Source organism: Microbacterium sp. CFBP9023, from assembly GCF_034045055.1.
Classification (GTDB): Bacteria; Actinomycetota; Actinomycetes; order Actinomycetales; family Microbacteriaceae; genus Microbacterium.
Window position 1 is genome coordinate 115,136 of sequence record NZ_JAXCWI010000001.1, and the last position, 20,677, is coordinate 135,812.

Here is a 20,677-nt window from a genome sequence, read left to right on the forward strand (position 1 = left end):
CTCCCTCCGTCGTGCGCTCCCATCGTGTCACATGACCCGTCGGGCGCGTAGACAGGAGGAGCGTGGTACTGAGTGCCATAAGGTAACAGTTATGACCTCACGCATTCTTGTGGTCGACGACGACACCGCGCTCGCCGAGATGATCGGCATCGTGCTGCGCACGGAAGGTTTCGAGCCGGTGTTCTGCGCCGACGGTGCGCGGGCGGTCGACGAGTGGCGCGCACAGCGTCCCGATCTCGTGCTGCTCGACCTGATGCTGCCCGGGATGGACGGCATCGAGATCTGCACACGCATCCGCGCCGAATCCGGAGTCCCCGTCATCATGCTCACCGCCCGCAGCGACACCGCTGATGTGGTCAGAGGACTCGAGGTCGGAGCCGACGACTACATCGTCAAGCCCTTCAACCCGAAGGAGCTCGTCGCTCGTATCAGAACCCGACTGCGGCCCACGTCGCAGAATGTGGGGGAGCAGCTGCGCGTGGGAGACCTCACCGTCGACGTCGACGCCCATGAGGTGCGCCGCGGCACGGCTCCGATCGCTCTCACGCCCCTGGAGTTCCAACTGCTCGTCGCGCTCGCGTCGAAGCCCCAGCAGGTGTTCTCGAGGGAGATGCTGCTCGAGCAGGTGTGGGGTTACCACTACAAGGCCGATACGCGGCTGGTCAACGTGCACGTGCAGCGTCTGCGGGCGAAGGTCGAACTCGACCCGGACAACCCCAAGATCGTCATGACGGTACGGGGCGTCGGCTACCGTGCCGGGAGCGCGGGCTAGGCCCACGATGGCCGCGACCACAGCGACCACCACGGCGGTCGCTGTCATCCGCGACTGGCGTGGCTGGCCGACCGTCGTCCAAGCGTTGTGGCGCAGTTCTCTGCGATTCCGGACGCTCACGATCACGCTCCTGCTGACGTCCACCGCGATCCTGATCACCTGCGTGACGATGGCGCTGGTGATCCAGAACGATCTGTTCGAATCCCGCAAGAACGAGGCGCTCGAAGACGCGGCCCGCTCGGTGAACCAGGCGCAGGCGACCCTGGACGCGACGGCGCTGGGCGATGACCCGGCAGCCCTGCCGGAGCTGTGGGACAGCGTGCAGGAGGACCTCGGACGCAATTCGACGGCCGAAGGTCTTGCCGGATTCCGCATGGAGGTCGACCCCGACGTCCCGCTCAACGGCTTCACCGCCGGGCTGAGCGACAATCTGATCACCTCGGGCCTCAGGAACAGGGTGGTCGAGTTCGACGACTGGCAGTCCTGGCAGTCCGTATCACTCGAGGTCGGCGGCCGAGCTGTCCCCGGGATCATCGTGGGGCAGCAGCTGCGGGTTCCCGAGGCGGGGGCGTTCGAGATCTACTTCGCGTACGACCTCGCGGATGCAGACAACACTCTCACCTTCGTGCAGCGCACCCTGTGGGTCGCCGGCATAGGTCTGGTTGCGATCGTCGCCGCGATCTCCTTCATCGTTCTCCGCACCGTGTCGACGCCTATCGTCGAGGCTGCCGAGACGAGCGCGCGTCTGGCCTCGGGCGACCTCGGCGTCCGCATCGACGTGCACGGGGAAGACGAGATCGCGACCCTGGGACGCTCCTTCAACGCCATGGCCGACAGTATCGAATCCCAGATCAAGGAGCTCGGCGAGCTGTCACTCGTGCAGCAGCGCTTCGTGTCAGATGTGTCGCATGAGCTGCGGACTCCGCTCACCACGATCCGCCTCGCCGCAGACATGCTGAACGATCAGCGGGAGGAGTTCGATCCGACGACCGCTCGCACCACCGAGCTCCTGCACACGCAGGTGCAGCGGTTCGAGACGCTGCTGTCGGATCTGCTCGAGATCAGCCGCTACGACGCAGGCTCCGTGCAGCTCGAGCTCGAGGCGACGAGCCTCGCACATCTGGCAGAGGACATCATCGAGCAGATGCGTCCTCTCGCCGACGATCGCGGCAGCGAGCTGAGGCTCGTCGCCCCCGGCGGTTATTCGCCGGTCGACATGGATCCGCGGCGAGTGCGACGAGTCCTGCGCAACCTGATCGGCAATGCGATCGAGCACGGCGAGGGCCGACCGATCGTGGTCACCGTCGACAGCAATCAGCATGCGGTCGCCGCCGGCGTCCGCGACTTCGGGCTCGGCATGGACCCGGCGGATGCCGAGCGGGTGTTCGACCGATTCTGGCGCGCTGACCCCTCCCGCCAGCGCACTCTCGGGGGCACGGGGCTCGGACTGTCGATCGCGCTCGGCGATGCGACTCTCCACGGCGGATCGCTCGCGGTGTGGTCCGAACTCGGCGTCGGGACGAACTTCGTTCTGACCCTGCCTCGCCGTGGCGATGCGACGGATGGGCCTTCGCCCATCCCGATCGAGCCGCAGGAGCCGCTCGCCGAACTCGGCGATGCCACGCAGCCGATCCAGCTCGCCGATGTCCCGGCGGAGCTCTTCGATCGAGGGAGCATCGAATGACCGCGCGGACTCGGCGCGCGCTGCGTGGTCTCGTGATCGCGGCGACCGTGCTCATCCTGTCAGCGTGCACAGGCCTTCCGACCAGCGGAGACGCACAGCCGGGAAAGCCCCTCGGGGCGTCCCCCGAGGGGCAGGACTTCCTCCCGCTCGCTTCGGGTCCGGTGGACGGCGCGGGGCCTGCGGCGATCGTCGAAGGCTTCATGGAGGCCGCGATCACCCCGGCCGACAACTGGAACACCGCTCGCAGCTTTCTCACCCCGGAGCTCGCATCGACCTGGCGTCCGAACACCGGCGTGTCGATCGATGTGAGCTCGGCGACCCGCTCGTTCAGTTCGAATGTCGACGAAGACGACGATGCCGATGACGGCGACACGGCCGACGTGAGGGTCGCCTTCGATCAGGTCGCCAGCGTCGACGCGACCGGAGCGTACTCCGAGGCGTTCGGCGCCTCGAACTCGGCCTTCGTGGTCGAACTCACAGACGGCCAGTGGCGGATCGCCGAGGCGCCGGACGGCGTGGTGATCGACGAATCCAGGTTCTCGCGCGTGTACGACGACTACGCGCTGCAGTACTTCGATCAGACGTGGGAACGACTCGTGCCCGATGTGCGCTGGTTCCCTCGACGCGCCACGGTGGCGACGACCATCGCGCAGTCGCTGATCGGCGGCGCGCCCAGCCCCTGGCTCGATCCGGCCGTGCAGAGCGCGTTCCCGCAGGAGGTGCAGCTCGCACGGGACTCCGTGCCGATCGACCCCGACCAGATCGCCGACGTCGCCCTGAACCGGGCGGCGCTGGGCCTCGACCCGACCACCCTCGCGCGCATGCGCACTCAGCTCCAGGCGACCCTGACCGCCGGGGGCGTGCAGATCGACCAGGTGCGCTTCACGGTCGACGGCCGCACACTGGAGGCCGGGGTCGTCGAGGTCGTGACGGACAAGGCCGATCCGGGCAGCCTCGTGCTGAAGGACGGGACTTTCGGCATGCTGGTCGGTGGAGAGATCACGCCGATCCCCGGCGTCTCGGACCAGATCGTGAACGCGGGTCAGCCCGTCACAGCGGTCGACGTGTCGGTCGACAGCTCCCACGCGGCCGTGCAGCTCATCGACGGGCACGTGTGGCTCGCAGGTGAAGGCAGCTTCAACGAGCTGGACGACCGCCCATCGCTGGTGCGGCCGTCCATGGATCCCTACGACTACACGTGGTCGGTCCCTTCGAACGCACCGGCGGCTCTGCAGGCGATCGGCAGCGATGTCGCCCCTCAGAGCATCGCGGGCGCGTGGCCGGAGGCCTCCTCCGTATCCGCCATCCGCGTCTCGGCGGATGGGGCCCGCGTCGCCGCGGCCGTCGTGATCGGGGGCGAGCGCTGGATCGTCGTGTCATCGGTGATCCGCGATGAGGCCGGGCTTCCGACCGAGCTCGGACCCACCGAGCCGCTGGCGCAGCTCGACGGCGGCGCCATCGGCCTCGTCTGGCTGGGCGCGGATCGTCTCGGACTGCTGACGGATCCCGCAGACCGGATGGTCGTCACGCAGGTGGTCGGAGGGCCTGGCACGTCAGAGGTGGCTCCGACCGGCGCGGTGTCCCTGGCGGGTGCGCGCGCAGCCACCGGTCTGCGAGTGCTGGGCGCGGACGGCGCCGTGTTCGCCCGTGCGGGCTCGGCATGGAGCGAGTCGATCAGCGGAGTCTCACTTCTCGCGACGCGTGCGGGGCACTGAGCGCGACTGTCCCTGCACGGCCGTCCGACATCGACTGACAGTCCATGACGGCCGCGTTCCGCGCAGCCTCTGCAGCCCCGGCGCCGGATTGTTGCGAGAGCATCGACGGATGTCACCGCATCCACCGGCCCGCGCCGTAGGACTCGAGATACTCGCCCTTCTGCTCGCGGCGACCTGCGCGGGGTGCGACCGGCCCGAGACGCTGCTCTGCGGCTCGTGCCGACAGAGCATCCGACCGGAGCCGCTCGTCCGCCGCACGCCCGCCGGACTGGAGGTCCGCGCGGCGATGCCCTTCGAGTCGGTCGCGGCGCGATGCATCCGCAGGATGAAGGACGACGGCGAGACGGTGCTCGCTCGCCCGCTCGGATCGGCGCTGGGGGAGGTGGTCGACGTGCTCGAGGCACGCCCGGATGCCGATCGGCCGCTCCACCTCGTGCCGATCCCGACATCGGTGACGGCCTTTCGACGGCGCGGCTACCGGGTGCCCGAGCTGCTGATCCGGCGGGCGGGTCGGCTTCCCGACCGCTTGCTCGTTCTGCGGGGTCGGCGCACGGACCAGCGAGGCCTCGATTCCGAGAGCCGAGCGGAGAACGTCCGCGGGAGCATGCGAGCGCGACGTGCGCTCGAGGGTGAGACCGTCGTGCTCGTCGACGACGTGGTCACGACGGGTGCGACGTTCGATGAGGCGGCTCGCGCGCTGACAGACGCGGGCGCACATGTCCTGACAGCGGTCGCGCTCGCCGCCACGCCGCGTCACAGCGAACGGAATGTGAACGCATCGGGGACACGCAGCAACTGACCCGTGACATCCGAGGTCAGGCCGACTACCGTTGGGGGTCACAAGGCGACCACGGTCCGCCCTTGGCCGGGAGGACCGGGACAAGGAGGCAGCAATGGAAACGAGCATCGTTGGCGTCGGGGTGGGTATCACCGATCGATTCCGAGCCGTTGTCGAAGAGAAGATCGCCAAGATCCAGACGTTCGCGTCCCGTGCGCAACGGCTGGATGTCAAGGTCACCCACCGGGTGTACCGCAACGGTCACGTGCCGGACGAGACCGTGGAGCTCACGCTCGTCAGCAAGGGCCCCGTCGTGCGCGCTGAAGCCACGGACGGAGACAAGTTCGTCGCACTCGACATGGCCGTCGACAAGATGGCCGAGCAGCTTCGTCGAGCGAAGGAGAAGCGAGTCGACGGACGCCAGCACCCGCGTGGGGCGCACTTCGAGAAGGAGAGCGGAGCGCTGGAGGGCATCGATGTCCAGCCGGCATCCGTGGATGTCCTGCGGGCCGTCGCGACCGGCAACGTGCCGATCCAGAACGAGGACGACGAGGTCTACTCGCCGGTGGTCATCCGCACCAAGAACTTCGGAGCGGAATGGATGACCGTCGAAGAGGCCGTCGACCGGATGGAGTTGGTCGGGCACGATTTCTTCCTGTTCGTGGACGTGCGCACCGACCACCCGAGCGTCGTCTACCGACGCAAGGGCTGGGATTACGGTGTGATCGCTCTCGAGACGCAGGCTCCGCCCACTGAGGCGCTCGCCTCCTGAGGCTGAGCCGACGATGGCCCGGCCCCAGAGGGGCCCGGCCCGTCGTCGCGTTGTGCGACCGCGTCAGTCGAAGATGCCGTCGAGGATGCTGCCGATGACGAGGCCGCCGAGGATGCCCGAGGCGACGTCGCCGCCACCGCCGCGTCGGCCGCCGCCGCTCCAGCCGCCGCCGCCCCAGCCGTTTCCGCCGCCCCAGCCCTGATCCTGCGGCCGTGAGGAATCGATGTCGCGCTGGGCGAGCTGCAGGGCCTCAGAAGCCAGGTGTGCGACGCGTCGTGCACTGGCCAGAGCCTCGTCGCGCGTCTCTTCCGCCGGAAGCAGATCCGACAGATCGACCCGCAGCCTCTCGGCCTCGGCGAGGCGCGTGCGCGCGTCGGCGCCGATCCAGCCGCGGTGCCCGGCGATGAGTCCGCGGGCGACGCCGAGCTGGCGGTCGGCATCATCGATCGCATGCTGCACCTGCTGGATGCTGGGCAGCGGGTGCGCCTCGCGGTGCCGAGCGGTGGCGATCGCGTCGTCGAGAGCCGTGTTCGCGTCGCGCAGCTGCGACAGCTCGGCGAAGGGATCCCCGGGGGTCCCCGCGGGCGACAGGGCGCTCAGCGCGTCCTGCAGCGCGGAGACGGCGACCGCGACGGCCGGCACCTGGGGTGCGGTGCGCGCGGCGATGAGGTCGTTGCGTGAATCAGCGACGACCTCGGCAAGGGTCGACTCCGCTCGCAGCGCTTCGATCTCGAAGTCCTCCACGGCGTCGAGCAGCGCGGAAGCGCGCCGCGTGGCCTCGGTGGCGGTCTCCAGTGCGAGGTTCGCCTCCTCGTTCTGCTTCGCCGCGCGGCGACGCTCTGAGACGGCCGCGCCGTGCGTTGCGAACGCGATCAGCTGCTCTGCTTCGGCGGCGCTCGCCGTGATCTGGTGCATCGCCGAGTCCGAGTAACGCGCGGAGAGACGCGCGACGGTCTCGTTCGTGTGCGGGATCCGTGCGCTCAGCGCCTCGGCATCGGCACGCACCTGGGCGATGATCTCGGGTGCGCGACGCACCTTCGAGATCGATGCCGCGAGATCCGACGTCTTCTCGTCGAGCAGATCCTGCGCCCAATCGCACAGCTGGATGATCCGCGCGTTGCGGGTGCGGAGCTCCTCAGGCGTGTCGGGAATCTCATCGTGGTTGAGCTGGTGGAGCTGAAATGCCTCGCGCAGATGCGTGCGCACCGCAGCGAGCGCCTTCTTCAGGTCGCGAGTCAGCTGCTCCCCGAGTTCGGCCTCCGCGAACGCCAGCTCGTCGGACGTGCTCCTGATGCGCTCGTCCGCCGAGACGAGTGCCTGCTCAGCGCGGCGAGCCAGGTCGGCGTCCTGTGCGGCCAGCTCTTCCTGCTCGCGCTTGCGTCTGCCCCATATTCCAGCCATAGGACTGATCCTAGTTTCCCGGGCGACGCCGCTGGCTGTGCATACGCTTGAGGCGAAACCCGTCAGACGAGTGCCGCCACGTCTGCCCTCGAAGGCCTGCCACGTTTGGGTCGATCGGTCGTCAACTCGAGAGCGAGGGCGTGGACAGGGTGCTGGGCGAGCCGGGTCTGCACATGGTCGAGCCAGCGGACCTCGGCCTCCGCCGTGAAGATCATCGAATCGACGACGAGCGACCATGCGAGCCCCTCGGGGCTGTCGTCCTCGCGCGTCGCCCTCGTCGCGGTGAGATCTGCGAGATGCTCTTCCGACGCCGCGCGCTGGGCCGCGATGACTCGGGCGGCGTCCGCGCCGGGGAGGGTTGCCGCCACAGCCAGCTTGATGGCGAGCTCGTTGCGCGTCGCCTGGCTTCGTGGCGCGGGAGACGCGAGCCAGCGGTCCACCTCGGACGCGCCGGTGGCCGTGATCTCCCAGTAGACGTGGCCGTGCTCGTCCGCTGCACCGCGAGCGACGAGCCCGTCACGCTCGAGGCGCTCGAGCGTGTTGTAGATCTGACCGACGTTGAGCGGCCATACCGAGCCCGTGCGGCGGTCGAACTCGTGCCGCAACTGGTAGCCGTAGCAGGGGCCCTGAGCGAGGATCGCGAGCAGACTCTGTCGGACCGACATATGGACCTCCCGGTGTCGTGGACCAATATATACATACTCGGAAACGCGTTGGAGGCACGCCATGCAGACGACGTGCAGACGACGTGCAGGTCACGGACCGGTAACATGACAAGGTATGCCTGGCACGCGCCCGACACGCGGCGCCGCCGGAACCATCGACAGGGAGATGACATCTGTGGCCAATCCTCTTGAGAAGCTGCTGCGCGCTGGAGAAGGGCGGGTCATCCGACGCCTGAACCAGGTGGTCAAGGCCGTGAACGCGCTGGAAGAGGACATCTCCAAGCTCACGGACGACGAACTTCGCAACGAGACCACCGAGCTGCGTGAGCGGTTCGCGAAGGGCGAGTCGCTCGATCAGCTCATGCCCGAGGCGTTCGCCGCCGTGCGCGAAGCGGCGAAGCGCACCCTCGGTATGCGCGCGTACGACGTGCAGATCATGGGTGGTGCTGCTCTCCACCTCGGCAACATCGCAGAGATGAAGACCGGTGAGGGCAAGACCCTGGTCGCCACCTTCCCGGCGTACCTCAATGCGATCGCGGGGGAGGGCGTCCACGTGATCACGGTCAACGACTTCCTCGCGAGCTATCAGGCAGAGCTCATGGGGCGCGTGTACCGGGCCCTCGGCATGTCGACGGGAATCATCGTCTCGGGCCAGACCCCGGCTGTGCGCCGCGAGCAGTATGCGTCCGACATCACCTACGGCACGAACAACGAGTTCGGCTTCGACTACCTCCGCGACAACATGGCGTGGCGCAAGGAAGACCTCGTCCAGCGCGAGCACTACTTCGCGATCGTCGACGAGGTCGACTCCATCCTGATCGATGAGGCGCGCACGCCGCTGATCATCTCAGGACCGTCTTCCGGTGAGGCGAACCGCTGGTTCGCGGAGTTCGCGAAGATCGCGCGCACCCTCGAGGCGGGCGTCGACTACGAGGTCGACGAGAAGAAGCGCACCGTCGGCGTTCTCGAACCCGGCATCGAGAAGGTCGAGGACTACCTCGGCATCGACAACCTGTACGAGTCCGCGAACACGCCGCTGATCTCGTTCCTCAACAACTCGATCAAGGCCCTCGCCCTGTTCAAGAAGGACACAGACTACGTCGTCATGAACGACGAGGTCATGATCGTCGACGAGCACACCGGTCGCATCCTGGTCGGACGTCGCTACAACGAGGGCATCCACCAGGCCATCGAGGCGAAGGAGGCCGTGCCGGTCAAGGCCGAGAACCAGACTCTCGCCACGGTCACGCTTCAGAACTACTTCCGCCTGTACGACAAGCTCGCCGGCATGACCGGTACCGCCGAGACCGAGGCGGCCGAGTTCATGTCGACCTACAAGCTCGGTGTCATCCCGATCCCGACGAACCGTCCGATGATCCGCAAGGACCAGTCCGACCTCGTCTACAAGAACGAGACCGCCAAGTTCACGCAGGTGGTCGAGGACATCGCCGAGCGTCACGCGCAGGGGCAGCCGGTGCTCGTGGGCACCGTGAGCGTTGAGAAGAGCGAGTACCTGTCGCGGCTCCTCGCGAAGAAGGGCGTCAAGCACGAGGTCCTCAACGCGAAGAACCACGCGCGCGAGGCCGAGATCGTCGCTCGCGCAGGGCGCCTCGGCGCCGTGACCGTCGCCACCAACATGGCCGGTCGTGGAACCGACATCATGCTCGGCGGCAACGCCGAGTTCCTCGCCGTGCAGGAGCTCAAGGGCAAGGGACTCGACCCCGTCGAGACGCCCGAGGAGTACGAGATCGCGTGGGACGAGACGTACGAGGCGATGAAGTCCATCGTGTCCGAAGAGGCCGAGAAGGTCATCGAGGCCGGTGGACTCTATGTCCTGGGAACGGAGCGCCACGAGTCGCGCCGCATCGACAACCAGCTGCGCGGTCGCTCGGGCCGTCAGGGCGACCCCGGCGAGAGCCGTTTCTATCTGAGCCTCACCGACGATCTCATGCGCCTGTTCCAGTCGGGCGCCGCCGAGGCGATCCTCGCGCGCACCAACTTCCCCGACGACGTCCCGATCGAGTCGGGCCTGGTGTCGCGGGCGATCCGCAGCGCTCAGTCGCAGGTCGAGTCGCGCAACGCCGAGATGCGCAAGAACGTCCTCAAGTACGACGACGTCCTGAACCGTCAGCGCGAGGCGATCTACGCCGACCGCCGCCACATCCTGCAGGGCGATGACATCGCCGACCGCGTCCAGCACTTCATCGAGGACGCGATCAGTGGAGTCGTGCGCGATCACACCGGCGAGGGTCACAACGAGAGCTGGGACTTCGACGCACTCTGGACCGAGCTCAAGACGCTGTACCCGGTGAGCGTGACCATCGACGAGGTCGTGTCCGAGGCTGCCGGCCGCAAGGGTGGCATCACCGCAGAGGGTCTGACCCGCGAGCTGCTGTCGGACGCGAAGATCGCATACGAGACTCGTGAGGAGTCGCTCGGAGAAGCGGCGACGCGTGAGCTCGAACGACGCGTGGTGCTGCAGGTGCTCGATCGCCGCTGGCGCGACCACCTCTACGAGATGGACTACCTCAAGGACGGCATCGGTCTCCGTGCGATGGCGCAACGCGACCCGCTCATCGAGTACCAGCGCGAGGGCTACGCGATGTTCCAGTCGATGATGGGGCAGATCAAGGAGGAGTCGGTCGGCTACCTCTACAATCTCGAGGTCGAGGTGCGTCGGGCGGGCGATTCGCAGACGGCCGAGGTCGAGGCGAAGGGCCTCGCCGAAGACGGTGGAGACCAGCGGCTCGAGTACTCCGCCGCGAACGACGCCGGCGAGGTCGAGGTCCGCAACGACCGCGGTCAGGTTCAGCAGGCCGCGACCGAGAAGCTTCGTCAGGCAGCGGCCGCGCGTCAGGTGCCCGCCGAGGAGGCCGAGTCGGCTGAGGCTCCGCGCGGCGCGTTCGGGCAGCGCACCGAGGGCTCGGCAGCTCCCGCGGGCAACCGCGAGCAGCGGCGGGCGCAGGGCAAGAAGAAGAAGTAGCAGAGCGCAGGACGAGGGGCCGGTCCGTGGGGATCGGCCCCTCGTCGCGTCATTGTAGGCTTGCTCAATGACACCAACGCGCCACTTCGACCAGTCGTCGAAGCTCAAGAACGTCCTGTACGAGATCCGTGGAAACACGCTCGTCGAGGCGGCGCGGCTCGAGGCCGAGGGACATCGGATCCTCAAGCTCAACACGGGCAACCCCGCCATCTTCGGCTTCGAGGCACCCCACCAGATCGTGCACGACATGCTGGCGGCGCTTCCGACCGCTCACGGGTACAGCGACAGCAAGGGGATCATCTCGGCACGGCGAGCAGTCGTCAGCCGGTACGAGGAGATCCCCGGGTTCCCGCGGTTCGATCCCGAGGATGTCTTCCTCGGCAACGGCGTCTCCGAGCTCATCACGATGACGATGCAGGCTCTTCTCGACGAGGGCGATGAGGTGCTCATCCCGGCACCCGACTACCCGCTGTGGACCGCCATGACGAGTCTCGCCGACGGCACCCCGGTCCATTACCTGTGCGATGAGGACAACGGATGGCAGCCCGACCTCGAGGACATCCGATCCAAGATCACTCCGCGCACCAAAGCTCTCGTCATCATCAACCCCAACAACCCGACCGGCGTGGTCTACTCACGCGAAGTTCTCGAGGGCATGGTGCAGATCGCCCGTGAGAACCAGCTGCTGCTGCTTTCCGACGAGATCTACGATCGCATCCTGTTCGATGATGCGGTGCACATCCCGACGGCGACCCTGGCGCCGGACCTGCTGTGTCTGACGTTCAACGGGCTCTCGAAGACCTACCGGGTCGCCGGCTTCCGGTCCGGGTGGCTCGTGATCACCGGGCCGCAGGACCACGCGAAGGGGTTCCTCGAGGGGATCAACCTGCTCGCCTCGACGCGTCTCTGCCCGAACGTCCCCGCCCAGTACGCGGTTCAGGCGGCTCTCGGGGGAGTGCAGTCCATCGACTCGCTGATCGCGCCGACCGGGCGCCTGCATGAGCAGCGTGACATCGCCTGGAAGGGACTCGAATCGATCCCCGGTGTCTCGTGCGTCAAGCCGGTCGGCGCGTTGTACGCCTTCCCTCGTCTGGACCCGAACGTCCACGAGATCAGGGACGACGCGAAGCTGGTCTACGACCTGCTGGTCTCCGAACACATCCTCCTCGTGCAGGGGACCGGCTTCAACTGGCCGACCCCCGACCACCTCCGACTCGTCACGCTCCCCGAGCCCCGCGTGCTCGCAGAAGCCGTCGAGCGCCTCGGGAACTTCCTCTCGAGCTACCGCCAGTAGGCGGCTCTGCTGATGTGGAGACGAGAGTCTCCACGACGAGGCGCACGCCGGCGACGAGGGACGAGCGCGGAGTGAGGTCCGCCATCGGTCGGGCGTGCAGGAGGGCGGCGTCGGCGGCCCGCTGATCGAAAGGGAGGAACGCGACGTCCGTGACGCCGGCGAACCTCTCGAGCGTGCGCCGGATCTGACCTCGCGCATCCATGCCCAGGGGGCCGGGGCGCACGCGGTTCACCACCACTCTGATGGGCGTCGGGGTCGTGAGCCGTCGTAGCTCGGCATGCTCCCTGATGAACCTGCTCATGCCGAGCGGGTCGGCCGCCGCGATGGCGATGATCACGTCTGCCTCCTGCAGCGCGGCAACTGTGGCTGCGTGGCGACGCGGGCCAGCGAGGTCGTACGTCGCCTCATCGTCGGCGTCGAAGGCGCTCGCGACGTCGACGACGGTCTCCTCTGCCCAGCTGCGGCATGCGCGCAGCGTCGCCTCCAATCGACGTGCGCCGAGTTCCGGCCAGCGCCCAGGGCGATTGATGCCCCCGAGGACCTCGATCTCTCCTGCGCTCGTGTCGAGGACGGTCGCCAGCCGTGTGAGTTCTGCCGAGTCGAGTGCGCCGAGTTCTGCCCGACGGCACGCGGCGGCGATCCCGGGCGCATCATCGCTGAGTCCCAGGAGCAGCGCGAGGGAGGGAGCGACGGTGTCGGCATCCACCAGGGCAGTGCGGCGTCCTGCCCTGGACAGCTCGACGGCGAGCTGGATCGCGACGGTCGATCGTCCCGGCGCACCGGACGGACCCCAGACCACCGTGACACGACGCGGAGATTGCGCGATTCGCTCGACGGAGCCCGCAAGGTCGGCGGTGAGCGCTGCAGCGATCTCCCAGCCGCGCGCTTCTGTCGGGAGTGCGGCCGCGAGGCCGTAGCGCCCGAGCAGTCTGCTGTCGCCGTCGCCGAGCGGCAGGATCCGCACTCCTGCCCTGTCGCAGTCGGCGACCAGCGCGGGCGTCAGCACCGCGCGGCTGGCGGGAACGATGACGGCATCGACGCCGTCGGGCAGGGGCAGGATCCTGCTCGGCGCGACGACGGAAACCACGCTGATGCCTTCGAGCTCGAGTTCGTCGGCCAGGGTGCGTGCACGGAAAACGGGTAGGGCGATCACGACCGACGTCACGAGGTCGAGCCGATCGGCACGACGGACAGGACAGAGCCGCCGGTGATCGCGGACAGCACATCGGCGACATCCGCTCGGTCGATCACGATCTCAGCCGTGGTGCCGTCGGCGGCGAGCATTCCTTCGGTCTTCGTCACCGATGTGACGATCGCATCGGCGACGAGGATGCGCGGCGTCCCCGGGAGGGCGCCATCGTCCACCGGAGGAGAATGCCAGAGTTCGATGATGCTCCCGGCGCCCACATCGGCCGGGATGCCGGTGCTGCTCTCGACGACGATCGTGGTGGTTCTGTTCGCATCCGCGTCCTCGGCGGCAGAAGTCGGCATCAGCTCGCCGTCGACGACCGTCCGGGACGCGATCTGACCGGGCCGAAGGTCTTGGGGCGCGAGGTAGCGATCCGAGACGGCGCCGAGTCCCACGTCCACCACCTGGAAGTCACCGGAGACGAGCGCTTCGCCGAGCGGTATCGTTCGCGTCGCCTGGAGTACCGGTGTCGTGGCGCCGGAGGAGGAGACGACGGCCCACACGCCGGCGACAGACAGCGCGACCACGGCGATGCCGATCAGGAAGCGGGCATCACCCCAGACGGCACGCCGTGAACGGGAGAACTTGCTCATGGCGACATGGTCACAGAAATCGCCGCGGCTGCTCGAGACTTATCCACAGCATCGGATCGACCCTGGCGTATCGGCACGGCGGGGGGAGAATGGGAGCATGCCCCATTCCTCTCCGGCCACGCAGCGCTTCCTGGCGCCGGCGCAGGTGGCGGAACTGCTGAGCATCGGGGTCGACGAGGTCATCGAACTCGTCTACGCGGGACGTCTGCGCGGGTCCAAGCTCGGTGCACCCGCCCGGTGGCGCGTCGAAGAGTCGAGCCTTTCGGAGTATCTCGCCGAGCAGTCCGAAGAGGCCAGACGGATGGCACTGTGGCGCGAGGCCAATGAGGCGAGTTTCCCAGAGGTCTGGGGCACATCCCGCCGTCACGGCATCTGATCTCCCGCGGTCTGCACCGACGTGACGGCTGCGAACGGGATGATCTGGAACGCATGCACCGCCGAGGCGGTCCTCGCCTCGCCCGGGTCGTGCAGGGCGAGATCCAGATGGTCCGCACCCGCTCGGTCGATCGTCCCGTGGAGGTCGGATGCATCGACGCTGACGATTCTGACCGGAACCCGCCGCCGGGCGAGGTCACGGAGGACGAACCCGAGCGACATGCGCTCGCGGAGCACGGGGGCGGGCTCGTCCTCTTCGTCCAGGCTCGACAGCAGCAGGCCGTGATCGACGGTGAGTCCGCGGAGCGCGTGGAGGGGGACGATCACGGTCGACCGCGTCGTCCGTGATTCCTCGGCCTGCGCGATCGTCGCAGCGATCCAATCGGAGCCCAGCGCGTTCAGTCGTGCCCGAACGCGAGCTCCACCCGGCAGATCCAGGGTGGCGGGAGCGGTCGATGCGCAGAGCACTCTGAGCCGGCTGCGCAGCTCGAGCCTCGAGATGCGCAGGCGCTCCGACTCGGCGTCGAGCGCCGCGCGCTCGCTCTCCCACTCGGAGGCCAGCTGGCCTTCGAGGTCTTCGAACAGTCGATCCCAGTGCACGCGGACCACCGTAAGTGAAGTCCGGGAGCGCATGTACGAGTTATCCACATACATCACGAACGCGACCGGATCGGCCAGTCGACGCATGCTCTACTTGGCGCAGTCTTCCCGATGGAGAGTGCCTCAGATGATGCTTCACGAGTACTTCGCACCACAGCCGACGCCCCGCGCCGAGCTGCCGGATCCGAGTCCGCTGCTGCGGAGCCTGACCCAGGGCGTGCTCGAGGTGCTCGCGGGAGTCAGAGAAGTCGATCAGCTCGCCCGCTGGTTCAATGAAGACGCGTACCGGAGTTTGGTGACGCGGGCGAATCTGTCGGCGAGGGCGCGCAGCGCGAGGGGGGTCTCGCCTGCGCGCCCGACTTTCGAGATCCTGTCGATCCGCGTGACGGAACCGGTGGACGGCAAGGTGGAGGCCGTCGTCGTGGTCGCGGGTCCCGGTCGCACCCGGGCGGTGGCGATTCGCCTCGAAGGTCTCGACCGACGCTGGCGGGCGACGTCGCTGGCCGTTCTCTGAGCGGACGCGCTCTAGGCTGGTGGGGTGTCAACGCTCAGCGACCTCGCCAATGCCCAGGGCCGTCTTGCCGAGAACGATGTCGAGTGGCTGCATCGACTCGCCGGCGACGGTCAGCTTCTCGCGGACCTCGCGTCGGCGGACATCGTCGTCTGGATCGAGACCGACGACGGATCGTTCGTCGCCGTAGCCCACGCCCGTCCGAGCGGAGCGGCCACCCTGTTCTACCGCGACATCGTGGGCGAGCGGGTGCGGCCGCAGTGGCGCACGCAGGTACAGGGGGCGTTCGATTCGGCGGAGATCGTGGACTCGTCCTCACCGGATTGGTTCGAGGAGACCCCGACGCGCGTGAGGGCGGTGCCGATCGTCAACGAGCGCCGCGGCAGTGAGCACCAGGGGACCGTCATCGGCGTCGTCACCCGGCACACGAACCTCGGCGAGGCCCGGACGCCGTCGCGACAGCAGATCACGTTCGACGAGTGCGCGAACGACATCTTCCGGATGATCGCCGACGGCAGCTTTCCCGATCCGGCGGCTCCGACCTCCCCGCGCCGCGGAGCTCCCCGAGCGTCAGACGGCTTGATCCGGATCGACGTCGACGGCATCACGACGTTCGCCAGTCCGAACGCGCTCTCGGCGTTCAATCGCATGGGTTTCGATGACGAACTGGAGGGCGAGTCTCTCGCCGAGGTCACCACGAGGCTCGTGCCGCCGTCGCGACAGGTCGACGAGTCGCTGCCCGTCGTCGTGACCGGGCGGGCCCCCTGGCGCACCGACATCGAAGCACGCGGCGTCACTGTCTCGCTGCGGGCGATTCCCCTCAAGGATCACGGGACGCGCATCGGTGCCATCGTGCTGTGCCGGGACGTGTCGGAGCTGCGTCATCAGGAGCAGGAGCTCATCACCAAGGACGCGACGATCCGGGAGATCCATCACCGTGTCAAGAACAACCTGCAGACGGTCGCATCGCTGTTGCGCATCCAGGCGCGTCGTACGCACTCGGACGAGGCGCGCGATGCGCTGACCCAGGCGATGAGACGTGTGGACTCCATCGCGGTGGTTCACGACACCCTCGCTCAGGGGCTGACTCAAAAGGTCGACTTCGACGAGGTGTTCCACCGGGTTCTGAAGCTCGTCGCCGAGGTCGCATCCGCGCCGAACACCCGTGCGCGCACTCGGTCGACCGGGCGCTTCGGGGTCCTGCCGAGCGAGTATGCGACGCCGTTGGCTCTCGCGCTCACCGAGGTCGTCACGAACGCGGTGGAGCACGGCCTCGCAGGGCAGGAGGGCATGGTCACGATCGACGCCGCGCGCACCGAGGAGAATCTGCGCGTCACGGTGCACGACACCGGCAAGGGCCTGCCGGAGGGGCGCATCGGTCAGGGACTGGGAACGCAGATCATCCGCACCCTGATCCAGGGGGAACTCAGCGGATCGATCGAGTGGCGGGGGAGCGAGGGAGAGGGCACCGAGGTCGTCATCGACATCCCGCTCCGCTGGCTCACCGCGTGACGAGTCCGCTGCGGCGGTGAGCAGATACGCAGAAGCGGCCCGAGACATCGTCTCGGGCCGCTTCTCGATGTTCAGGAGGCGCGGCGGGCGCGGGCGGCGCGGCGCTTGAGCGCGCGGCGCTCGTCCTCGGAGAGGCCGCCCCACACGCCCGAGTCCTGGCTGGACTCGAGGGCGTACTGCAGGCAGATCTCGGTCACCGTGCAGGTGGCGCAGACGGTCTTCGCCTTCTCGATCTGGTCGACGGCCGGACCCGTGTTCCCGACAGGGAAGAACAGTTCGGGGTCGACAGTCAAGCAGGCGGCCTTATCGCGCCAGTCCATGGGGGCTCCTCGGTGTGGTTTTTCAGAAATCGACGCACTGCGACGACTCGGATTTCGGGTGCAGATCGGGTTCAGCTACCCTGTATGAGATACGGACGGATGCCCGCTTTCTGTGATGCGAGCTCGAAGCCCGCCCCACGCCGCTGTGGGAGCACATGACGCTGTCTATTCTGTTACATGAAACCGGCGAAATCAAGGGTTTCCGCCGTTCTCATCCGATTCTCAGGAGACAACTGTGCGCTCACCCGGCCTCGCTCTGGCGGCATCCGCGGTTCTCGCGGCGGAGGGCGCCGCCTTGATCGTCTTCGCTCTCATCGAGCTCGTGGGCCTCGGTGCAGGGGACGCAGCCTCACTGCCGACAGCGCTCGCTCTCATCGTGCTCACTCTCCTCGGCGCCGCCGCGCTCATCGCGTTCGCGATCGGGACGAGGACGGGGCGGTCATGGGCGCGATCGGGTGGCGTCGTCTTCCAGGTGCTCGCCATCGCGCTCGCGCTCGCCTCGCTGACGCTGCAGCCCGTCGCGTGGGCGTTCACCGTCGGAGTGGGTCTGCCAGCACTGCTGTGCTTCGCGCTGCTGATCGCCAGCACGCGAGCCGAGAACGAGCGCCCGGCTGAGTGACCGTCAGGCGTCGACGCCGAGGAGCTTGCGCAGGCGCGCGACGTGTCCGGTGGCCTTGACGTTGTACTGGGCGAGTGCGATCGTGCCTTGCTCATTGAGCACGAAGGTCGATCGGATGACGCCCTCCACGACCTTGCCGTAGTTCATCTTCTCACCCCATACGCCGTACGCGGAGTGCACCGCGTGGTCGGGGTCGCTGAGAAGGGTGAAGGTGAGGCCGTCGCGCTCGCGGAACTCGGCGAGCTTTGCGGGCTCGTCGCGCGAGACCCCGATCACCCGGTATCCGGCGCCCTCGAGCGACGAGATGCTGTCGCGGAAGTCGCAGGCCTGCGTCGTGCAGCCCGGGGTCATGGCCGCGGGATAGAAGTACAGCACCGTGTTGCGGCCGCGCAGATCGTCGAGGGTGACGGTCTGTCCGTCTTGGTCGAGGAGAGCGAAGTCGGGGGCAGCGGTTCCGGGTTCCAGGCGCACAGTCACCCCTCCAGCCTAGCGGCCGGGCGTCTGCTCCGCCTTGTCGGCGAAGGTCTGCAGGAGCCGCTGGAGGGAGTCCAGACGCGCTCGTCCCGTCTCGCTGAGCTCGCCGCTCTCCGCGGCTTCGATGAGAGCGCAATCCGGGGCATCGGCGAGGTGCGTGCATCCGCGCGGACAGTTCTCGGCGATCTCGGCGAGTTCGGTGAATGCGGCGAGGATGTTCGCGGGGTTGACGTGCCCGAGTCCGAAGGACCGGACCCCCGGGGTGTCGATCACCCAGCCGCGACCTTCGGGGCCGACGTACCGCAGAGAGACGGTGGACGAGGAGGTGTGCCTGCCACGGCCGGTGACCTGGTTGACGTGCCCTGTAGCGCGGAGCGCGCTGGGCACCAGGGCGTTCACGAGCGTCGACTTGCCCACGCCGGAGTGGCCGACGAAGACCGTCGAGTGACCGACCAGTGCCGCGCCGATCTCATCGACGGGCATCTCGTCCTGCGCACTCGTGAAGACGCGCAGGTCGAGGCCGTCGAAGTGCGACAGGAAGGCGCTGGGATCGGCCAGGTCGGTCTTGGTCACGACGAGGAGCGGGCGGATGCCGGCGTCCAGAGCGGCGACGAGATAGCGGTCGACCAGTCGGGCTCGCGGCTCGGGGTCGGCCGCGGCGACGACGACCAGCATCTGATCGGCGTTCGCGACGATGACGCGCTCGACCTGGTCGGTGTCGTCGGCGCTGCGCCTGAGCAGAGAGGTGCGATCGGCGATGCCGATGATGCGCCCCAGCGTGCCGTCCTCGCCGGAGATGTCACCGACGACCTTCGCCTGGTCGCCCGTCACGATCGGGTTCCTGCGGAGTTCTCGTGCCCGTGCCGCGGTGATCATCCGCTCGTCGGGCGTGTCCTCATCGAGCAGCACGGAGTAGCGGCCGCGGTCGACACCGAGGACGCGTCCGATCTGCGCATCGTCATGGGCGGGCCGCCGCTTCGTGCGGGGGCGATTCGCCTTCGGGTTCGGACGCGCGCGGATGCTGCTCTCATCGAAGTCCTCGAAGTCGTCCTCGAGGTCGTCGGAGTCGTCGAGCCAGCTCACGCGGACGCGCCCCGCAGCATGCGCTCCCACAGGAGGGTGAATTCAGGGAGGGTCTTCGATGTCGTTCCGATGTCGTCGATCTCGACTCCCGGAACGCGCAGGCCGATGAGGGCGCCCGTCGTCGCCATGCGGTGGTCGTGGTGCGCCGCCCAGCCGCCGCCGTGCAGATCCCGCGGGATGATGCGCAGACCGTCGGAGAGCTCCTCCGCCTCGCCTCCCAGCGCGCGGATGTTGCCCACGAGGGCCGCGATGCGATCGGTCTCGTGGAGTCGGATGTGACCGATTCCGCGGATCGTCGTCGGGCCGGACGCGAACGCCGCGAGCCCGACGAGGGTGGGAGTCAGCTCGCTCGCTGCGGACAGGTCCATGTCGAGTCCGCGGATCTCGGAGCCGGCCCTGACCGTCAGCGTCCCGCTGTGCCGGCCGACGTGCGCGCCCATCGCCTGCAGGATCTCGGGAAGCAGTGCGCCGGGCTGGGTGGAGTGCACCGGCCAGCCGGGAACCGACACCGCCCCGCCCGTGACCAGGGCCGCGGCGAGGAACGGCGCGGCGTTCGAGAGATCGGGCTCGATGGCGATCTCCTTGGCGCGGGGCACCCCGGCTTCGACGAGCCACTCTCCGGTGGCGGGCCGCTCGATGCGAATGCCACGACGACTCAGCGCCTCGATCGTCATGTCGATGTGGGGCAGGCTCGGCAGATGATCGCCGGTGTGCACCAGGTGCAGACCCACGTCGAACCGCGGCGCCGCGAGCAGCAGTCCCGAGACGAACTGGCTGGATGCCGAGGCATCGATCTCGACCCGTCCACCGCGGATGCGGCCGTGCCCGCGGACCGTGAACGGCAGCGCCCACGTTCCCTCGTCGTCGATGTCGACTCCCAGGTCGCGCAGTGCGCTGATGAGGCCGCCCATCGGCCTGTGGAGCGCGGTCTCGTGAGCGGTGAGGTGCACGTCGTGCTGCGCGAGGCCCGCGAGCGGCGCGATGAAGCGCATGACCGTGCCGGCCTGGCCGCAGTCGATCGTGGTGCCGCCGACGAGTTTGGCGGGAGTGATCGCCAGATCGGGGCCGAAGTCTCCGTTGCCGTCGACCTCCTCGATGCCCACACCCAACGCCCGCAGCGCGTCGATCATCCGACGGGAGTCGTCGGAGTGCAGCGGAGCGATGAGCCGGCCCGGTCCGTCAGCGATCGCGGCGATGATGAGCTCGCGATTCGTGAGCGATTTCGAGCCCGGGATCGTCACGGTCGCGTGGACGGCGTTCGCGCTGGTCGGCGCGACGTAGACGCCCTGGACAGGGGAGGGGGAATACCTGTTGGCGCTCATCGGTTCCCACCTTAG

The 20,677-nt window shown here is 68.0% G+C and carries 20 protein-coding genes; 11 read left to right on the forward strand and 9 right to left on the reverse strand.

Going from position 1 to position 20,677, the window contains the following annotated elements; genetic code table 11:
• The first annotated feature begins 91 nt into the window (after positions 1–91).
• The 5 genes from mtrA to hpf all read left to right on the forward strand — a co-directional run bounded on the left by mtrA (position 92) and on the right by hpf (position 5,721).
• On the forward strand, positions 92–772 hold the full coding sequence (gene mtrA / locus SOM10_RS00515; RefSeq protein WP_053095661.1) for an MtrAB system response regulator MtrA: 681 nt from the start codon (positions 92–94) through the stop codon (positions 770–772).
• Positions 773–779: 7 nt separating this feature from the next.
• Entirely contained in the window at positions 780–2,456 is a 1,677-nt protein-coding gene (mtrB, locus tag SOM10_RS00520; RefSeq protein ID WP_320487960.1) for an MtrAB system histidine kinase MtrB, read from the forward strand.
• Positions 2,453–4,171: a GerMN domain-containing protein gene (locus SOM10_RS00525; protein ID WP_053095663.1), complete on the forward strand. Its 1,719-nt coding sequence runs from the start codon at positions 2,453–2,455 to the stop codon at positions 4,169–4,171. The genes mtrB and SOM10_RS00525 overlap by 4 nt, the downstream gene beginning before the upstream one ends.
• A 109-nt stretch (positions 4,172–4,280) precedes the next feature.
• Positions 4,281–4,970: a ComF family protein gene (locus tag SOM10_RS00530; RefSeq protein WP_320487961.1), complete on the forward strand. Its 690-nt coding sequence runs from the start codon at positions 4,281–4,283 to the stop codon at positions 4,968–4,970.
• Positions 4,971–5,064: 94 nt separating this feature from the next.
• A complete protein-coding gene (gene hpf, locus SOM10_RS00535) occupies positions 5,065–5,721 on the forward strand; it encodes a ribosome hibernation-promoting factor, HPF/YfiA family (protein ID WP_053095665.1) in 657 nt (218 codons plus the stop codon).
• Between the two features lie 63 nt (positions 5,722–5,784).
• Here hpf and SOM10_RS00540 read toward each other — a convergent pair whose 3' ends face one another.
• Both SOM10_RS00540 and SOM10_RS00545 read right to left on the reverse strand, forming a co-directional pair.
• Positions 5,785–7,122, reverse strand: a complete 1,338-nt coding sequence (locus SOM10_RS00540; protein ID WP_320487962.1) for a hypothetical protein — start codon at positions 7,120–7,122, stop codon at positions 5,785–5,787.
• 62 nt (positions 7,123–7,184) lie between these two features.
• The gene (locus SOM10_RS00545) at positions 7,185–7,787 is read right to left on the reverse strand and encodes a PadR family transcriptional regulator (protein ID WP_053095667.1); all 603 of its coding nucleotides are present in this window, start codon (positions 7,785–7,787) and stop codon (positions 7,185–7,187) included.
• Positions 7,788–7,962: 175 nt separating this feature from the next.
• Here SOM10_RS00545 and secA point away from each other — a divergent pair, with 175 nt between their 5' ends.
• Together secA and SOM10_RS00555 are read left to right on the forward strand one after the other, a co-directional pair.
• Complete coding sequence (gene secA, locus SOM10_RS00550; RefSeq protein ID WP_320487963.1) at positions 7,963–10,770, forward strand: preprotein translocase subunit SecA; 2,808 nt, start codon at positions 7,963–7,965, stop codon at positions 10,768–10,770.
• 67 nt (positions 10,771–10,837) lie between these two features.
• On the forward strand, positions 10,838–12,064 hold the full coding sequence (locus SOM10_RS00555; RefSeq protein ID WP_053095668.1) for a pyridoxal phosphate-dependent aminotransferase: 1,227 nt from the start codon (positions 10,838–10,840) through the stop codon (positions 12,062–12,064).
• Here the strand turns inward: SOM10_RS00555 and SOM10_RS00560 are convergent.
• Both SOM10_RS00560 and SOM10_RS00565 read right to left on the reverse strand, forming a co-directional pair.
• A complete protein-coding gene (locus SOM10_RS00560) occupies positions 11,988–13,229 on the reverse strand; it encodes an AAA family ATPase (RefSeq protein WP_320487964.1) in 1,242 nt (413 codons plus the stop codon). The genes SOM10_RS00555 and SOM10_RS00560 overlap by 77 nt on opposite strands.
• Positions 13,226–13,846, reverse strand: coding sequence for a hypothetical protein (locus SOM10_RS00565; RefSeq protein ID WP_056278253.1), 621 nt, complete (start codon positions 13,844–13,846; stop codon positions 13,226–13,228). The genes SOM10_RS00560 and SOM10_RS00565 overlap by 4 nt, the downstream gene beginning before the upstream one ends.
• A 97-nt stretch (positions 13,847–13,943) precedes the next feature.
• On the opposite strand from SOM10_RS00565, the gene SOM10_RS00570 reads away from it, so the two are divergent.
• The gene (locus SOM10_RS00570; protein ID WP_056278255.1) at positions 13,944–14,222 is read left to right on the forward strand and encodes a helix-turn-helix domain-containing protein; all 279 of its coding nucleotides are present in this window, start codon (positions 13,944–13,946) and stop codon (positions 14,220–14,222) included.
• Here the strand turns inward: SOM10_RS00570 and SOM10_RS00575 are convergent.
• The gene (locus SOM10_RS00575) at positions 14,210–14,821 is read right to left on the reverse strand and encodes a hypothetical protein (RefSeq protein WP_320487965.1); all 612 of its coding nucleotides are present in this window, start codon (positions 14,819–14,821) and stop codon (positions 14,210–14,212) included. The genes SOM10_RS00570 and SOM10_RS00575 overlap by 13 nt on opposite strands.
• Positions 14,822–14,948: 127 nt before the next feature.
• Here SOM10_RS00575 and SOM10_RS00580 point away from each other — a divergent pair, with 127 nt between their 5' ends.
• Together SOM10_RS00580 and SOM10_RS00585 are read left to right on the forward strand one after the other, a co-directional pair.
• Complete coding sequence (locus SOM10_RS00580) at positions 14,949–15,335, forward strand: Rv3235 family protein (protein ID WP_171821901.1); 387 nt, start codon at positions 14,949–14,951, stop codon at positions 15,333–15,335.
• Between the two features lie 24 nt (positions 15,336–15,359).
• Entirely contained in the window at positions 15,360–16,844 is a 1,485-nt protein-coding gene (locus tag SOM10_RS00585; protein ID WP_053095672.1) for a sensor histidine kinase, read from the forward strand.
• Between the two features lie 71 nt (positions 16,845–16,915).
• On the opposite strand, the gene SOM10_RS00590 is transcribed toward SOM10_RS00585, so the two are convergent.
• Complete coding sequence (locus SOM10_RS00590; protein ID WP_028503730.1) at positions 16,916–17,164, reverse strand: WhiB family transcriptional regulator; 249 nt, start codon at positions 17,162–17,164, stop codon at positions 16,916–16,918.
• A gap of 235 nt (positions 17,165–17,399) precedes the next feature.
• Between SOM10_RS00590 and SOM10_RS00595 the strand changes: the two genes are divergently transcribed.
• Entirely contained in the window at positions 17,400–17,783 is a 384-nt protein-coding gene (locus SOM10_RS00595; RefSeq protein ID WP_053095673.1) for a hypothetical protein, read from the forward strand.
• Positions 17,784–17,786: 3 nt separating this feature from the next.
• Here the strand turns inward: SOM10_RS00595 and bcp are convergent, their stop codons facing one another.
• The 3 genes from bcp to aroA are packed head-to-tail and all read right to left on the reverse strand — an operon-like array spanning position 17,787 to position 20,662.
• Complete coding sequence (gene bcp / locus SOM10_RS00600) at positions 17,787–18,260, reverse strand: thioredoxin-dependent thiol peroxidase (RefSeq protein ID WP_320487966.1); 474 nt, start codon at positions 18,258–18,260, stop codon at positions 17,787–17,789.
• 9 nt (positions 18,261–18,269) lie between these two features.
• Entirely contained in the window at positions 18,270–19,340 is a 1,071-nt protein-coding gene (rsgA, locus tag SOM10_RS00605) for a ribosome small subunit-dependent GTPase A (protein ID WP_053099066.1), read from the reverse strand.
• A complete protein-coding gene (gene aroA / locus SOM10_RS00610; protein ID WP_320487967.1) occupies positions 19,337–20,662 on the reverse strand; it encodes a 3-phosphoshikimate 1-carboxyvinyltransferase in 1,326 nt (441 codons plus the stop codon). Before aroA ends, rsgA begins: the two co-directional genes overlap by 4 nt.
• Positions 20,663–20,677 lie beyond the last annotated feature (15 nt).

Coding starts and splice junctions, on each gene's coding strand:
- mtrA (WP_053095661.1), top strand. CDS start 92: ATGACCTCACGCATTCTTGTGGTCGACGACGACACCGCGCTCGCCGAG.
- mtrB (WP_320487960.1), top strand. CDS start 780: ATGGCCGCGACCACAGCGACCACCACGGCGGTCGCTGTCATCCGCGAC.
- SOM10_RS00525 (WP_053095663.1), top strand. CDS start 2,453: ATGACCGCGCGGACTCGGCGCGCGCTGCGTGGTCTCGTGATCGCGGCG.
- SOM10_RS00530 (WP_320487961.1), top strand. CDS start 4,281: ATGTCACCGCATCCACCGGCCCGCGCCGTAGGACTCGAGATACTCGCC.
- hpf (WP_053095665.1), top strand. CDS start 5,065: ATGGAAACGAGCATCGTTGGCGTCGGGGTGGGTATCACCGATCGATTC.
- SOM10_RS00540 (WP_320487962.1), bottom strand. CDS start 7,122: ATGGCTGGAATATGGGGCAGACGCAAGCGCGAGCAGGAAGAGCTGGCC.
- SOM10_RS00545 (WP_053095667.1), bottom strand. CDS start 7,787: ATGTCGGTCCGACAGAGTCTGCTCGCGATCCTCGCTCAGGGCCCCTGC.
- SOM10_RS00555 (WP_053095668.1), top strand. CDS start 10,838: ATGACACCAACGCGCCACTTCGACCAGTCGTCGAAGCTCAAGAACGTC.
- SOM10_RS00565 (WP_056278253.1), bottom strand. CDS start 13,846: ATGAGCAAGTTCTCCCGTTCACGGCGTGCCGTCTGGGGTGATGCCCGC.
- SOM10_RS00570 (WP_056278255.1), top strand. CDS start 13,944: ATGCCCCATTCCTCTCCGGCCACGCAGCGCTTCCTGGCGCCGGCGCAG.
- SOM10_RS00580 (WP_171821901.1), top strand. CDS start 14,949: ATGATGCTTCACGAGTACTTCGCACCACAGCCGACGCCCCGCGCCGAG.
- SOM10_RS00590 (WP_028503730.1), bottom strand. CDS start 17,164: ATGGACTGGCGCGATAAGGCCGCCTGCTTGACTGTCGACCCCGAACTG.
- aroA (WP_320487967.1), bottom strand. CDS start 20,662: ATGAGCGCCAACAGGTATTCCCCCTCCCCTGTCCAGGGCGTCTACGTC.